The sequence below is a fragment of the Mesorhizobium sp. M5C.F.Ca.IN.020.32.2.1 genome (genome assembly GCF_004023105.1).
In the GTDB taxonomy this organism is placed as follows: domain Bacteria; phylum Pseudomonadota; class Alphaproteobacteria; order Rhizobiales; family Rhizobiaceae; genus Mesorhizobium; species Mesorhizobium wenxiniae.
Genome location: NZ_RZSX01000052.1, coordinates 1 through 14,208, shown reverse-complemented (window position 1 = coordinate 14,208; position 14,208 = coordinate 1). Strand labels below are relative to the sequence as shown.

At 62.7% G+C, this 14,208-nt stretch carries 15 protein-coding genes and 3 pseudogenes; 12 read left to right on the top strand and 6 right to left on the bottom strand.

Translation table 11 applies throughout. The features are described from left to right. Window positions 1–192 (bottom strand): annotated as a pseudogene (locus tag EOA86_RS04490) (hypothetical protein); the annotation flags it as partial. Between the two features lie 179 nt (window positions 193–371). On the opposite strand from EOA86_RS04490, the gene EOA86_RS04485 reads away from it, so the two are divergent. Further along, entirely contained in the window at window positions 372–1,994 is a 1,623-nt protein-coding gene (locus tag EOA86_RS04485) for an ABC-F family ATP-binding cassette domain-containing protein (protein ID WP_128340826.1), read from the top strand. Between the two features lie 63 nt (window positions 1,995–2,057). Here EOA86_RS04485 and EOA86_RS04480 read toward each other — a convergent pair. Then, a pseudogene (locus tag EOA86_RS04480) lies at window positions 2,058–2,475 on the bottom strand (methyltransferase domain-containing protein). Window positions 2,476–2,800: 325 nt separating this feature from the next. On the opposite strand from EOA86_RS04480, the gene EOA86_RS41150 reads away from it, so the two are divergent. The 6 genes from EOA86_RS41150 (at window position 2,801) to EOA86_RS04455 (ending at window position 7,077) form a co-directional block, all read left to right on the top strand. After that, complete coding sequence (locus tag EOA86_RS41150) at window positions 2,801–2,926, top strand: hypothetical protein (protein ID WP_277569138.1); 126 nt, start codon at window positions 2,801–2,803, stop codon at window positions 2,924–2,926. A gap of 110 nt (window positions 2,927–3,036) precedes the next feature. Then, window positions 3,037–4,341, top strand: a complete 1,305-nt coding sequence (locus tag EOA86_RS04475; protein WP_128340825.1) for a mechanosensitive ion channel domain-containing protein — start codon at window positions 3,037–3,039, stop codon at window positions 4,339–4,341. 182 nt (window positions 4,342–4,523) lie between these two features. Further along, on the top strand, window positions 4,524–5,627 hold the full coding sequence (locus EOA86_RS04470; protein WP_128340827.1) for a KamA family radical SAM protein: 1,104 nt from the start codon (window positions 4,524–4,526) through the stop codon (window positions 5,625–5,627). 170 nt (window positions 5,628–5,797) lie between these two features. Continuing rightward, window positions 5,798–6,469, top strand: a complete 672-nt coding sequence (locus tag EOA86_RS04465) for a BA14K family protein (RefSeq protein ID WP_128340824.1) — start codon at window positions 5,798–5,800, stop codon at window positions 6,467–6,469. Window positions 6,470–6,594: 125 nt separating this feature from the next. Next, entirely contained in the window at window positions 6,595–6,924 is a 330-nt protein-coding gene (locus EOA86_RS04460) for a DUF2934 domain-containing protein (protein ID WP_128340823.1), read from the top strand. A 3-nt stretch (window positions 6,925–6,927) separates the two neighbouring features. Next, window positions 6,928–7,077 (top strand): hypothetical protein, encoded by a 150-nt coding sequence (locus EOA86_RS04455; protein WP_127204769.1) that lies wholly within the window; start codon window positions 6,928–6,930, stop codon window positions 7,075–7,077. Window positions 7,078–7,197: 120 nt separating this feature from the next. Here EOA86_RS04455 and EOA86_RS04450 read toward each other — a convergent pair. From EOA86_RS04450 to EOA86_RS04445, 3 genes and pseudogenes are all read right to left on the bottom strand, one after another. Then, window positions 7,198–9,004, bottom strand: a pseudogene (locus EOA86_RS04450) (adenylate/guanylate cyclase domain-containing protein). A 7-nt stretch (window positions 9,005–9,011) separates the two neighbouring features. Further along, the gene (locus EOA86_RS41145; RefSeq protein ID WP_281035630.1) at window positions 9,012–9,122 is read right to left on the bottom strand and encodes a hypothetical protein; all 111 of its coding nucleotides are present in this window, start codon (window positions 9,120–9,122) and stop codon (window positions 9,012–9,014) included. Next, window positions 9,083–9,997 (bottom strand): ABC transporter substrate-binding protein, encoded by a 915-nt coding sequence (locus EOA86_RS04445; protein ID WP_245497129.1) that lies wholly within the window; start codon window positions 9,995–9,997, stop codon window positions 9,083–9,085. The genes EOA86_RS41145 and EOA86_RS04445 overlap by 40 nt, the downstream gene beginning before the upstream one ends. 655 nt (window positions 9,998–10,652) lie before the next feature. Here EOA86_RS04445 and EOA86_RS04440 point away from each other — a divergent pair. Then, window positions 10,653–10,913 carry a hypothetical protein gene (locus EOA86_RS04440; RefSeq protein WP_128340822.1) on the top strand — a complete coding sequence of 87 codons (261 nt, stop codon included), beginning with the start codon at window positions 10,653–10,655 and terminating at the stop codon, window positions 10,911–10,913. Between the two features lie 3 nt (window positions 10,914–10,916). Next, entirely contained in the window at window positions 10,917–11,177 is a 261-nt protein-coding gene (locus EOA86_RS04435; protein ID WP_128340821.1) for a hypothetical protein, read from the top strand. Here the strand turns inward: EOA86_RS04435 and EOA86_RS04430 are convergent. Beyond that, window positions 11,174–11,887, bottom strand: coding sequence for an SOS response-associated peptidase (locus tag EOA86_RS04430; protein WP_029351312.1), 714 nt, complete (start codon window positions 11,885–11,887; stop codon window positions 11,174–11,176). The genes EOA86_RS04435 and EOA86_RS04430 overlap by 4 nt on opposite strands. Before the next feature lie 278 nt (window positions 11,888–12,165). On the opposite strand from EOA86_RS04430, the gene EOA86_RS04425 reads away from it, so the two are divergent. The 3 genes from EOA86_RS04425 to minD form a co-directional block, all read left to right on the top strand. Beyond that, the gene (locus EOA86_RS04425) at window positions 12,166–12,609 is read left to right on the top strand and encodes a hypothetical protein (RefSeq protein ID WP_065009078.1); all 444 of its coding nucleotides are present in this window, start codon (window positions 12,166–12,168) and stop codon (window positions 12,607–12,609) included. Between the two features lie 169 nt (window positions 12,610–12,778). Beyond that, window positions 12,779–13,540, top strand: a complete 762-nt coding sequence (gene minC / locus EOA86_RS04420) for a septum site-determining protein MinC (RefSeq protein ID WP_127210938.1) — start codon at window positions 12,779–12,781, stop codon at window positions 13,538–13,540. A 109-nt stretch (window positions 13,541–13,649) separates the two neighbouring features. After that, on the top strand, window positions 13,650–14,208 hold a 559-nt coding region (gene minD, locus EOA86_RS04415), incomplete at its 3' end, for a septum site-determining protein MinD (RefSeq protein ID WP_128340820.1).

Here is a 14,208-nt window from a genome sequence, read left to right as displayed (position 1 = left end):
CTTATTGGCAGGGCCGCCCTCAACCTTGCTACCAGCATTCGCATCAGTTTCGAGGGGTGCACGCGTTCCGTCTTTTGCGATGCCTGATTGAGCTTCGATCGATGCAGTCGTGTCATGGCAGGTGGCGCTTGCCGTGCCGGCGGTCAGGCCGATCATTGAGGTGGCGAGCAAAATAGCGGTAACCGTCTTCATCTCATTCTCCTTTCGGTGTTTGAGCCTATCTTTCTAAACTGCCGGCGATATCCAAGGTTCCGCTGATTCAGTTCGAACCTCGAAACTGGCGTCCTATTGCCATTTGATTTGCGGGCTTCCGCAGGCGAGGCCTATCGCGTATTGGCGCGGGGAAAATCCCTTCGGCACGCGTGGAAAGCATGATTCGACTGGAAAGTATCAGCAAGCAGAACGGCCGGCAGATCGTCTTCATCGAGGCCTCCGCCTCCTTGCAGAAGGGCGAGAAGGTCGGGCTGGTCGGCCCCAATGGGGCCGGCAAGACGACGCTGTTCCGCATGATCAACGGCGAGGAGCAGCCCGATGAGGGCCAGGTCTCGGTCGATCGCGGCGTCACCATCGGCTATTTCAGCCAGGATGTCGGCGACATGGAAGGCCGCAGCGCTGTCGCCGAAGTGATGAACGGCGCCGGGCCGGTGAGCGAAGTGGCGGCCGAGATGCGCGAGCTCGAAGCCGCCATGGGCGACCCGGAGCGATCAGATGAGATGGACGCCATCATTGCCCGCTACGGCGACCTGCAAGCGCGTTTCGAGGAGCTCGACGGCTATGCGCTGGATGGCCGCGCCCGCGAGGTGCTGGACGGCCTCGGCTTCAGCCAGGAGATGATGGACGGCGACGTCGGAAAACTCTCCGGCGGCTGGAAGATGCGCGTGGCGCTGGCCAGGATCCTGCTGATGCGGCCCGACGCCATGCTGCTCGACGAGCCGAGCAACCATCTCGACCTGGAAAGCCTGATCTGGCTGGAGCAGTTCCTGAAGAACTACGACGGCGCGCTCTTGATGACCTCGCACGATCGCGAGTTCATGAACCGCATCGTCAACAAGGTGGTCGAGATCGACGGCGGCTCGCTGACCGCCTACTCCGGCAACTACGAATTCTACCAGCAGCAGCGGGCGATCGCCGACCGGCAGCAGCAGGCGCAGTTCGAGCGCCAGCAGGCGATGCTGGCCAAAGAGATCGCCTTCATCGAGCGCTTCAAGGCGCGCGCTTCGCATGCCGCCCAGGTACAGAGCCGGGTGAAGAAGCTGGAGAAGATCGATCGCGTCGAGCCGCCCAAGCGCCGCCAGAAGGTATCGTTCGATTTCCAGCCGGCGCCGCGCTGTGGCGAGGCCGTGGTGACGCTGGAGAACATCCACAAGCGCTATGGCGGCCGCTCGATCTACGAGGGGCTGGATTTCCAGGTGCGCCGCCGCGAGCGCTGGTGCGTGATGGGGATCAACGGCGCCGGCAAGTCGACGCTGCTGAAGCTGGTCGCCGGCGCTTCCGAGCCGGACAATGGCACGGTGGCGCGCGGCCCGAGCGTCAAGATGGGCTATTTCGCCCAGCATGCCATGGAAGTACTGGAGGGCGAGCGCACCGTGTTCCAGACGCTGGAGGACGCGTTTCCACAGGCAGGCCAGGCGCCGCTCAGGGCGCTGGCCGGCTGCTTCGGCTTTTCCGGCGACGAGATCGAGAAGAAATGCCGGGTGCTGTCGGGCGGCGAGAAGGCGCGGCTGGTGATGGCGCTGATGCTGTTCGACCCGCCCAACCTTTTGGTGCTGGACGAGCCGACCAACCACCTCGACATCGCCACCAAGGAAATGCTGATCACAGCACTTTCGCAGTATGAGGGCACCATGCTGTTCGTCTCGCACGACCGGCATTTTCTGGCGGCGCTGTCGAACCGGGTGCTGGAACTGACGCCCGAGGGCATCCACACCTATGGCGGCGGCTATACGGAATATGTCGAGAGGACGGGACAAGAGGCGCCTGGGCTGCGGAGCTGAGGCGCAGGCCCGGCGCTGCCGCTCACCGTCACCCAAACGCTCGGAGAGGAAGCCACGGGCTGCTCAGCCGTGCAGAACAATTTCGCGCAGCGGATTGCCGCCGTCGATGAACAGCCGGCCTTGCGCCGTCAACGCCGCCTTGAGCCGTTGCAGGGCGATCTTTCCTGCCTCGGGATGACGCCCGTCCAGCGCGCCGACGCGCACCGCAACGGCAATGTGGAAGTGCTGCTCGTCCGCCTCCAACTGGAAATCCTCGATGGCGACCTGACGCAGGCTCAGCCGGCCCGCTGCAATCTCGGCGCGCGAGGCAGCCCTGGCCTGCGCGATGGCCTTGGCCGAGCGGTCGATCGCCAGCACGTGGGCGCGTGATCTCGCGCGACGCAGCACCCGGGCCGCAGCCGATCTCCAGAATCCGCATGCCCTGCTGCAAAGGCAGTGCATCGACAATCGCCAAAAGCCTTGGCGACAGACCATTCGTCATTCCCTCGTCTCCAGCCTCTTCCGCGATCCGAGATTAGCGGGCGTGGCTGGCGGCGGGAAGGCCGACACCTGAGGGGATAGTCGATGTGTTCACCGGCCTCAACGACCGGCAGCCGGCGAAAGCGAACAGTAGGAGGTACTTAAAAGCGCTTCCGGATTGAGCAAAAAACCCCGGGCGGCCCGGCGTCGTTGGCCTGAGGGGGGGACTGGCGCCGAGCCTAACCGGTTGGGGGGTAGATCACCGGCCGCATAGATACATACGCTTAAGCTAATGTAAGCGCAAGCTAATGTTATGCGTTTCCCGTTTCCAGCGGCTGTTTCTGACCATGGATGTTTCTGCCGGCCGCTTCCTGGCTGCGCGCTTAATCCGGGTGCTGGAACTCACGCCAGAGGGCATCCACACCTGTGGCGGCGGCAATGTCGAGCGCACCGGCCAGAGGCGCCGGGGCTGAAGCGCAGAGCGGAGGCTCGCTTGAGGGCTTCGCGATCGTCGGCTTGACCCTTCACCAAGCCGGCGACATTGTGGATGTGCTGTTCGCCAGTCCATAGCGGTCGTGTGGGAATGGATTTTCGCAACGCCATCGATGAATCGCTGGCCTGGGCCAGCCGATGGTTCGACTATGCCGTCACGCCGTGGTTCTTCTATCAGGCTGCCATTATCGTCGTGCTTTTCCTCGTCGCGAAGCTCGCGGCGCAGCGCATCGAACCGCTCATGGAGAACCGGGCACGCCAGATCAAGGGGCATCCCGGACTGTTGAGGGTCGTCGTTGCGCTGTTGCGGCGCACCGACTGGATCCTGTTCACGGTCTTCCTGCTTGCCGCGCTCACTCTCATGCGCGCCGTCACTTGGCCAAGCCGGACCCATTTCATCTATATCGCGCTCTCGCTATCCCTCGCGTGGCTGTTCGCATCGGTGCTGTCGCGCATCATCCGCAACCGCTTTGTCGCGCGGGCTCTCGCCTGGCTGACCTGGATCTATGCGGCCCTCGTCATTCTGGGCATCGACGACGCCGCCGCGGCTTTCCTGGACAGCCTCGCAATACCTTTGGGGGCGGTGCGCCTTTCGGCGCTCATGGTGCTGAAGGCGGCGTTGCTGCTGATCGCCACGGTTTGGCTTGCGGTGGTCGTCGGCAAGTATATCGATGAGCGCGTCCGGATCTCCGAAGAGCTGACACCCTCGATCCGCGTCCTCGTCGGCAAGGTCGCAAAAGTGGGCCTTGTGCTGGTGGCGGGTGCCATCGCCCTGTCTTCCGTCGGTCTCGACCTGACGGCTCTGACGATATTCTCCGGTGCCGTCGGCGTCGGCCTGGCTTTCGGGCTGCAAAAGGTCGTTTCAAATTTCGTCTCCGGCATGATCATCTTGCTCGACAAGTCGATCAAGCCGGGCGACACCATTTCGCTCGAAGGCACCTTCGGCTGGGTACGCGAATTGCGGGCGCGGTTTGTCTCGGTGGTGACGCGCGACGGCCGCGAATACCTGATCCCGAACGAAGACTTCATCACCCAAAGGGTCATCAACTGGTCGTTCAGCGACAACCTCGTGCGGCTCGACGTGAATTTCGGGGTCTCTTACGACGCCGACCCGCATAAGGTCAGCGAACTGGCGATAGCCGCCGCCATGAGCGTCGGCCGGGTCGAAGCGGACCGGCGGCCGGTCTGCTGGCTCACGGACTTCGGCGACTCCTCGCTCAATTTCGTGCTGCGCTTCTGGATCCACGACCCTCAGCAAGGTCTGACCAACGTGCGCGGCAGGGTACTGCTGGCGCTGTGGGACACCTTTAGGGAAAACGGCATAGACATCCCTTATCCGCATCGCGAGATCATCATGAAGCCGGATGGGCGCGCTGTGAAATCAAGCGGGCGCTGATGGGTTGGGTGCACCGGGTCGCGGCGCCGAAGCCGCTGAGCGCGGCCTTTTCGTCCCTGCCATCTCGGCAACGCTTCTTGCCTTCAAGCCATGGCTCCAATGCTGTATCCAGCCCCGAATTCAAGGAGCCTTCGATGACCTCACACCTCGACATCCCCGACGCCGGCATGGCTGCAGCCGGCATGACGGTTGATGACGGGCGCGCCCACGATGATGACGCCTCGTGGCAGGACGATGTTCGCGCGGGCGTGCGGCATGTGCGCGATCTGGATTCCCTGCCGCTGTCGCCGGCCGAGCGTGAGGCGGCTCAAGCCGCGGCGACGCGCCACAAGGTTCGCATCCCAAAAGCCTATCTCGATCTGATCGACTGGAGCGACCCCGCCGACCCCATCCGGGCGCAGGTCATCCCGTCGCCCGAAGAACTGGCCGAGCTGGAAGGCGAGCTCGATGATCCGATCGCCGACCATGCCTTCAGTCCGGTGCCGCGATTGACGCATCGTCATGCCGACCGGGTTTTGCTGTTCCCGACCTATCAATGCGCGGTCTATTGCCGGTTCTGCTTTCGCAAGGAGTCGCTGACTTCGATCGGCCGCGGTTTTTCGCGCGAGGCGCTGGAGCCGGCCTTCGCCTATATCGAGGCCCATCCCGAAATCCGCGAGGTGATCCTGACCGGCGGCGATCCGCTGTCGCTGCCGGACAAGGCGCTTGCGGACATCCGCGCCCGCATCGAGGCGGTTCCGCATGTGCGGCTCTTGCGCATCCACACCCGCGTGCCCGTCGCTCTGCCCTCGCGTATCACCTCAGGGCTGGTTCGCTCCCTGCAGGGCCGGCTGATGGTCACGGTTGTCACCCATTTCAACCACGCTTGCGAAATCACTGATGCCGCTGAGCAGGCCTGTCGCGCGTTGCGGCAAGGCGGCTTCGTGCTGCTGAACCAGAGCGTTCTCCTGAAAGGCGTCAACGACACGGTCGAGGTGCTGGAGGAGCTGTGCCGCGAGCTGATGTACCGCCTCGGCGTAAAACCCTATTACCTGCACCACGGCGACCTCGCGCGCGGCATGGCGCACCGGCGCACCACCATCGCCGAGGGACAGGCGCTGGCCAGCGCGCTCCGCGCGCGCCTGTCGGGCATCTGCAACCCCGTCTATGTGCTGGACCTGCCGGACGGCGGCGGCAAAGTGCCGCTCGGCGCATCCTATGTCGAGGCGCAGGACGGAGCGACCTGGCAGATTCGCGGGCAGGATGGCGAGCTGAGGACCTATACGGAGCTTGTCGGCGACCTTTGAACCCTGGGTTCCTCGCCCCAAAAGCGGGAGAGGTGGCTCGGCGAAGCCGAGACGGAGAGGGGCCTTTCGAGAAACGGAGACTTCCTTCAGCGCGCAAGCTTGTGCCACTCCTCGTTGGAACCGTATCCAATGCCTCGCATTTCTAGAGATGACGGGGCAAAGGAGCGCAGGTGAAAGTTTTATCCGCGGTACTTGGCGGCTTTGTGCTGACGTTGGCGGTTTTCGCCAGCGGATTGGCATTCGCCGTCTGGATTCTTTCCGCCGAGCCGGTGCGGCAGGCTGCTCCGACTTCCAGCGTTGCCGAATTATGGCCGAGGGAGCCGCGGAAGGTGGACCCTGCTTCGCAGAAGCTTGAGCGCCTTCCTGCCCGCGAGTTCCCAGAGGTCGCAGTCGACCAGGTCTCCGTCGATCGCACATCGAAAGCTGCCGATGCCGCATCTTCGGCGCCCGACCCCAACGCTACCGCCTCTATCAAGCCGGCAGCGGACGAGCACCACGCGGTGCCAGCCGCCCATGTGGAATGGTGCGCAAGCCGCTACCGTTCATACAGGCCAAGCGACGACCACTACACATCCTACAGCGGAGAGCAGCGTCCCTGCATCTCGCCCTATCTCGATGCCAGCGCTGCCGAGCGCGTCGCACAGCCTGCCGACGACAGCGCCAGCTATGTCGAGGCGACCGACACGTGGTCAATGGATGGGAACGTTCCGGCGGATGAAACCGGCGGCGCCCAGCTTCCGCCCCACCACGTGGAATATTGCTTCAGCCGCTACCGTTCCTATCGGCCGGAAGACAACACCTACCAGCCCTATTCCGGCGGCCCGCGCCGGCAGTGCGAGTAGGCAGGGCGGAGGCGGGTGGCGGGTTGGCGGCCGCAGTGCATGGCGCCTTATGCGACCGATCACGCAGATTTCTTGGATCGTTCGGGTTGGCGCGGCATTCATCCGATACCCAAGGAGGAATCAAGATGGGCGACGACCGGGAAGACAAGATTCGCGAGCGCGCATACCAGATCTGGGAACGTGAAGGCCGCATCCATGGCGATCCCGAGCGGCACTGGCACCGGGCCGAGGCCGAGATCGACAGGGAGGCAGCCCTGCCGCTGACGGCAGGCGATGCCCTGCCGGAAACCCGCGAGGTCGCGAGCCCCGACGTCTTGACGGTGGAGGCCCTGGCGGTGCGCACCGGCATATCGGGCGACCAGGCGCAGGAGCTGCTCGACAGGCTGGGAGACGACCGGGCGGCGATCGAGCAAGCCGCGCGCAACCTCAAGGGGAAGCGGCGGCTCGGGGAGTGACAGATGATTAGAAAACTCAAAGACGGAAAATACCGCCTCTATTCGCGCAAGAAGGACGAAAAGACCGGCAAGCGCCGCAATCTCGGGACGTTTGACAGCCGCGAGGCTGCGGAGAAGCACGAACGCGAGGTGCAGTATTTCAAGCGGCATTGAGGGGGCGTGCCGTCGCCTGCCAGGCAGCCGCGTCGGATGCCTGGGCGGATCATGAGCCTGCGAAGACGGCGGCCACGCGTCTCTGCGCCGGACACTTTACGAGAACCTGGTGCGTTCACATCAAGCCTTAGTCCGGAAGCAGGTAGCGACGCCCATGGCGGCATCAGGAGCGAAATCTGACGTCAGGCTCCGTATTCCGACGTCGTACACGCGTACTTCCTCATCGAAGCCCTTGAGGTGGCGCGCGCCGAGGGCGACCATCGGAATCTTGCCGCCGACGGAACACGCCACAGAGTCCTCGGTGAGAATTTGCTGATCATCGGCCGACGAACACAGTCTGGACGCCAGGTTCACGACATTGCCGATCGCCGTGTAGTCAACGCGGGCCTCATAGCCAATTCGGCCGACCGTCGCCCATCCCATCGCGAGCCCTATGCCGAAACCGACCGCGTGGCCGCGCAGACGCCACGCGGCGATCAGCCGTTGAATCGCGTCCTGCATGTCAATCGCCATCTCGACAGCGCGAAGCGCCGGCTCCGCGCGCGGCACAGGAGCGTTGACAAGCACCATCAACCCGTCCGCCGAGAAGTTGGTCAGCGTCGCCTCGTAGCGTGTGATGATCGCGCCGAGAGCCTCATAGTAGTCGCGCAACACCTTCATGACGTCATCGGGTTCCGCATGCGCCGAGAACGCGGTAAAGCCGCGTAAATCGCAGAAGACTGCGACCACCTCCGCCCGCTGGCCCGCGAGTACGCTCTCGTCACCGGATTTTTCCACGAGCTCGGCAACCTGCGGTGCGAGAAAGCGTTTCAGCCGCGCGATCCGCTCCGATCGATCCCGCGATATGGCGAGTTCCTGCGCCATCTGATTGAACCGGACCGCCAGCCGTTCAAGTTCATCTCCGGTGGCGATGTCGATCCGGTGATCGAACTGTCCGGCACCGATTTTTTCGGTGCCCTCCTCCAGCAGGCGGATCGGGCCGGTCATGCGCCTGGCAAGCCAGTAGGCGAGCGCCGCCGCCAAGACGATTGCCGCAAGCAACAGGCCACCAGTGCGCCACAAAGAAGCATAGAGCGGTGCAAACGCCTCTGCCTGCGGCTGCTCGACGAACACAGTCCAGCCAACACTGGGGATCGGTGCCATCGCAGTCACGACGCGTTCATCCTCGGCGTTGCGGGCCGTCGTCGCCTCGCCACCTGCTGTGGCGATCTCGTCCCGCAATCTGAGCAGGGCCTCCGCAGTGTTCTCGTCGGTGCCCCGCAACACTTTGCTGATGTCTGGGTGAGCGATGATCCGGCCGGTCTGGTCGAGAACAAATGCCTGGCCGCTGCGCCCCACACGAATTTCCGAAATGACAACCCAAATGAGCTTCAGGTTGATCTCGACGACGACGATGCCGTATCTCTCGCCGGGTCCCCACAGTGCCATGGTTCATGAACGGTTCGGAGCCATCGCGGTAGGTGACCGGGCCATACCATATGCCCGTCGACAGGGCTCCCACAACGGCAGGATCACCTGAGCGATCCAATCCTCCTTCAACCCTGTTCAGGTCAATGCGGGAGACGTGCAGCCGCTCCACGCCAGCACGGTCGACAAGACTTATGCTGACGATTGCAGGGGCTTGGCGCATCGCCCGCAGTGCATCCAGCCGTTGTCCCCGGGTGTCCGCGGTCAAAGTCCTTTGGACCATCCAGCCGAGCTGATCCCTGATGTCGTCGAGAAAGCTCTGCATCCTGCCGGCTGCCGATCTGGTCTCGACCTGCAAGAGAGCGCTGAGCATGGCACGCTGGTCGCGATAGCCGAACCAGGCGTCGCTGATGCCGCTGGCAGCTATGGGGACAATGACGGCGGCGAACAACGCGATGAAGTATTTCCGAAACAGTGATCGGCGCACGGGAGCGGCTTCGCGATGGATCGAATCCCGCACATCATCCTCATTCGATGACTTCGTCAGCCATGAGCAAAACGGTCTGCGGCAGATCGATGCCGAGGACATTGGCCGTTTTCAGATTGATCGACAACTCGAACGTCGTCGGCTGCTCGATCGGCAGATCGCCAGGATTCGTTCCCTTGAGAATCCGGTCGACATGAAAGCCAGCCGATGCAGCATCTCCGCGTAATCTGCGGAATAGGCAAGCAGACAGCCGTTTCGCGGATACCACGGAGCCCATGCCATCGTCGGCAACCGCTGTTCGAGTGCCAGATCGGCGATATGTGCCGCCTCGCCGGCAAGCATGACGTCGGGCAGAACGAAGATTGCCTGCACGCTCTCTTTCTTCATTTCCGGGATTGCGACGTCGAGGTCCGCCGGCTGCCTGATGTGATGAAGCTTCACGCCAATGCCGAGCTTTTCGGCCGCGCGCATTGCATCAGCCTCGAATGGCAAATAGGAAACGTCCGGGTTGGCCAGAACTCCGATCGTGACGATACCCGGAATTGCTTCTTTCAGCAGTTCCAGACGCTTGGCAGTAAGTTCGGTCGCATAGTAGCTCACCCCGGTAAAATTGCCGCCTGGCCTGGCGAGGCTGGCGACGAGGCCAGCGGATATCGGATCCCCGCTGACGATCGATACGATCGGGACCGAATCCGTCACCTGGTGGGCTGCACGTCCGGCCGGTTGAGAGCTTGTCACGATCACGTCCACAGAAAGCTGCACCAGCTTGCGCGCCGCTTCGGCAAGTCTGTCGTAATTCTTGCCGGCCGCCTGGCACTCGAGTGCAAAGGTCTCGCCCTTCCTATAGCCCAGTTCCTCGAGCCCCTTGAGAAACGGCCCGAATTCGTCCTGAACAATACCCGGGCTGCAGTCCCAATAGGTGAGAAGGCCTACATGCGGAACAGTTGCGGCCAGCCCTGGGCTGGCCGCAAACGGTCCAGCGAATAGAGCCAGCAGGTAGGCAAGAGCGAAATACCCTCGACGCATTGGATCCACCTGATCGGTTTCGGACGGCAGCCGATGTCAGGAACCATTCCCAAATGATACGAATTTCACGCTTCGCCGGGGCTGCTCATCCAAAAAAAAGTCGTTACCTACATCGAGCACTTGGTGCCCAAATATAGCGCTATTTGATCCACTCAGAAAGCGACACCACTAGCTGCTGGGCGGAAAGCGCGAAAGAGACGCACATGACCCCGTTTCGACCGCGCGAAGGTCAGAAAATGGGGTCGCAACCGTCATTCGCCGATATCGCATCAAACGAGTTGTTGGCGCTAATCTGACATTCGACGGCACGATTGAACAGGCGTCCTGCTGCCGTCATGTCTGAGCGCCTAGCGCGTCGCCCGCCGCGATCCCTCAACCGCGTCGAGCTGCTCCTGCAAATGCCCATTCAGCACGATCATTTCCTTGAGGGCCCTCACCGCATCGCCCTTGTGCCAGGCGATGAACCTGTCGGCGATGGCCTGAAGGGCGGCCGCTGTCGAGCGTCACGATGTGGTCCATGGAGATGCCTCCAAATGTTTCTGTTCAAATTGAACAAAACGGGAACAAATATGTCAAGTGTGAATTGACTCCGTGAGGAATCCCTTCCTATTTGTCAGCAGGTGGGGCGGTTGCTCACAAATTAGGGAGAGCCGCGATGGGCAGACGAAAAAGCCGGTTTGACAGGCTGTCGACGAGGGATGCGGAGGCGATCATCAGGGACGCTCTGAGCCTGCGCAGGACGGTGCTTTCGTCGCAGCTGCATCTGAAGGCGCATGGCGAGCTGTATTGGCAGCTTAGTGGGCTTGTCGACAAATTGCATGAGGTGATGGCCAGCCTAGCGAACAAGGAGCCCGATTATCGGATGCCGGGCCTTGGCCTGCTCCCGCTTCCCGAGGATTATCTGACCCGGAAATGACCGATGGCCGGGCCGATGGACAGCGTTGGACGTGCCGCGAAGGCCAACATGCTGCTGATCGTCGAGTGCGGCCATTGCTACCATGTGGGACGCTTCCGGGCCAATGACGTGGCCAAGGTGGTAGGCTGGAACAAGCCGCTGGAGACCATCAGGTTCAGGTGCAAACGATGCAGCCGGAAGGACACCACCGTGCGCACCCAGTTCATCGACCAGGACCACCCGCCGAAGGGCTACATCTGGGTGCTGCAGAAGTTCAAGCTTTAGAACAGCGAACCCTGTACGGGCGCCTGTGACGCCTGCGGCGGAAACTTGATCTGCGTCGCCGGCTTGTCGACGATCACCAGCGCGTCGTCGGGTGCCGTGCGCTGCAGGTGCCTGGCCTCCGACCACGGCGCTGTCAGCCAGGTCTCGGTTTCCTCCTGGGTGGTCAGGATGACAGGCATGGCCTTCTCGTGAATTGGCGCGATCAGGGCGTTTGGCTTGGTGGTCAGAAAACCATAAAGCTCGAAGTCGCCGGGGCCGTCCTTGACCTTGCGCACGCCTTGCCAGCGCGTCCACAGGCCGGCGAAGAAGAACAGCGGCCGCTCCTCGTTCAGCGCGAACCAGTAGTTCCTCTGGATACCGGTATCCGGGTCCTTGTCGCCCGGCGCCGGGCTCGGTTCGGCGAAGCTGGTGAGCGGCACCACGCAGCGGTTCTCGACGCCGAGATATTGCTGCCAGTGGCCGTATTGCGGGTTGCGGATGTTGGTGGTGCCATAGTCGGCCTTGCCCTTCACCCGCTCAATCGGCGTCGGCATGCCCCACAGCAGGTTGGCCAGCTCGCGCGTCCCGTCCGGCGCGTTGCGCACCACCGGGCCGGGCTGGTTGGGGTAGATGTCGATGGAGGGCTCGAGATTGCCGAGGATGTCGCGCAGGGCGCGGGTCCACTGGCGGATCGCCTCCTGGCTGGTGGTGATGTTGTAGAGGTTGCACATGTCGAGCCCTCAGGGATGTTCAGGCATCTTGTGGGAAAGGGCAGGGAAATTCCAGCGCCGTCCGCTCGGCTGCTGACACGCTACCCCAGCCACCACCACAGCGCCGCGATCACCGCCGCCACCCGGGCGATCGACCGCGCCAGAAGGAAACTACCGTGCGCAGCGGCGAACCGCGGGCTCCGCTTACGCAACGGACGCCGATTGTGCGCGTTCTACCCATTAGGAGGAGCATCGGGACATGACGCCTGGTCTCATGCGCTTACAATCGGAGGCAAACCATGATGTCTAAGTTCAAAGAAGCCCTTGAGCGCGGGAAGGAAGCCCGTGAGCAAGAGGGGAAGGTCCGCAATAAGAAGGCGGAGGCAGGTGTGGTGGACTTCGGCGCGCAAGCCAGGGCCTGGCTAAACCACGTCGTGGTTGCGTCGTTGGAGGCGGCCAAGGCTGAAGTGGCGGGCGAGGTGACTGTCGAGATGGACACCGCGCCACGCCGCCAAGCCAAAGCGTCAACACCATCTATCCGGTTCAAAGTCTACAGCAAGCAGGGCGTGGCGAAGGAGGAAGTCGGAAGGACGTTCACGGTCAACGTTCAGCTGAGTGGGCAAGTGTCGGTCTCTTCGCCCGGGATGGTGGCAAGAGAAGTGGGAAACATAGGGGATAGGACTGACGAGCGGTTCTCTACCTTGCTAGCGGAACTTATCGAGGACGCAGCAAAGGGCACTTAGCCAGCAAGGTGTCGAGAAGGGCAAGCAATTTCCAGCGCTGCCCGCTCGGCTGCTGACACAGCCGGGCCAGTCAGTAAATGGCTTTCCTAATGTCGCGAATACCCCCTCCGTTAACCTTTCGTTAACCATGGCTGGCTAGCGTTTACCTATCAGTAAGGAATCGCTGTCCGTGACCTTCGCCGCCCCCGTCGAGACCAAATCCATTCGTTTTCGCGCCCGCTCGTTCGTCGCCTTCACGCTGACGCCGGAGGCCCCGCTTTCTGAGTGGCTGGAGAGCCTCGATCGCTGGATCGGCAATTCACCGGGCTATTTCGCCGGCCGGCCGGTGGTGCTCAACCTCAACACGCTGAAGCCTGAGGTCGGCCAGATCGAAGCGCTGGTTGCTGAGCTTGGCCTGCGCGGCATCCGCATCTACGCCATCGAGCTCGACGGCAGCACGGCGCTCGAGGCCAATCTGCCGCCCGTGCTGATCGGTGCGAAAGAGGCCACCGCCGGGCTGCTGATGCAGGCCGACAGCAAGGGCAGGCCTGAAGAGGCGGGCAAGCCGGAAGAGGCGGGCAGGGCGGAACAGGGCAAGCCAGAAGACAGGCAGCCGGAAGCGCCCGCCACGCTGATGGTCAAGACGCCGATCCGCTCGGGCCAGTCGGTCTTCCACGCGCATGGCGATGTCATCGTGCTGGGCTCCGTCGCCTCCGGTTCCGAGATCGTCGCCGCGGGCTCCATCCATGTCTACGGCACGCTGCGCGGGCGAGCGTCGGCCGGTGTGCTCGGCCATTCGGCGGCGCGCATCTTCTGCCGCAAGAACGAGGCCGAGCTGCTGTCGGTCGACGGCTGGTATTGCACTGCCGAGGAGATGGAGCCGTCCTTGCGTGGAAAGGCGGTGCAGGCGTTTCTCGAAAAAGACACGTTGCGTATCGCGCCGTTCAGCTAAGCATGCCGGCCAAAGGTGCGCAATGTTTTTATAATGGCATATGAAACAAGCACTTAAGCGGATCCAAATCAGACGCTTAACAATACCAACAACAATAATGGAGGCATATATGGGCAAGGTAGTGGTGGTCACCTCGGGCAAGGGGGGCGTCGGCAAGACGACTTCGACTGCCGCCCTTGGTGCCGCGGTCGCGAGGACCGGCAAGAAGGTGGCCCTGGTCGATTTCGACGTCGGCTTAAGGAATCTCGATCTGATCATGGGCGCCGAGCGGCGGGTGGTGTTCGACCTGGTCAACGTCATCCAGGGAACGGCCAAGCTCTCGCAGGCGCTGATCCGCGACAAGCGGGTCGAGACGCTGTTCCTGCTGCCGGCCTCGCAGACGCGCGACAAGGATGCGCTGACCGAGGAGGGTGTCGGCGAGGTGATAGAAAAGCTAAGCTCGGTGTTCGACTATGTCTTCTGCGACAGTCCGGCCGGCATCGAGCGCGGCGCGCAGCTTGCCATGCGCTTTGCCGACGAGGCGGTCATCGTCACCAACCCGGAAGTCAGCTCGGTGCGCGATTCCGATCGCATCATCGGCTTGCTCGACGCCAGGACCGTCAAGGCCGAGCGGGGCGAACAGATCGCCAAGCACGTGCTGGTGACGCGTTATGATGCGGCCCGCGCGG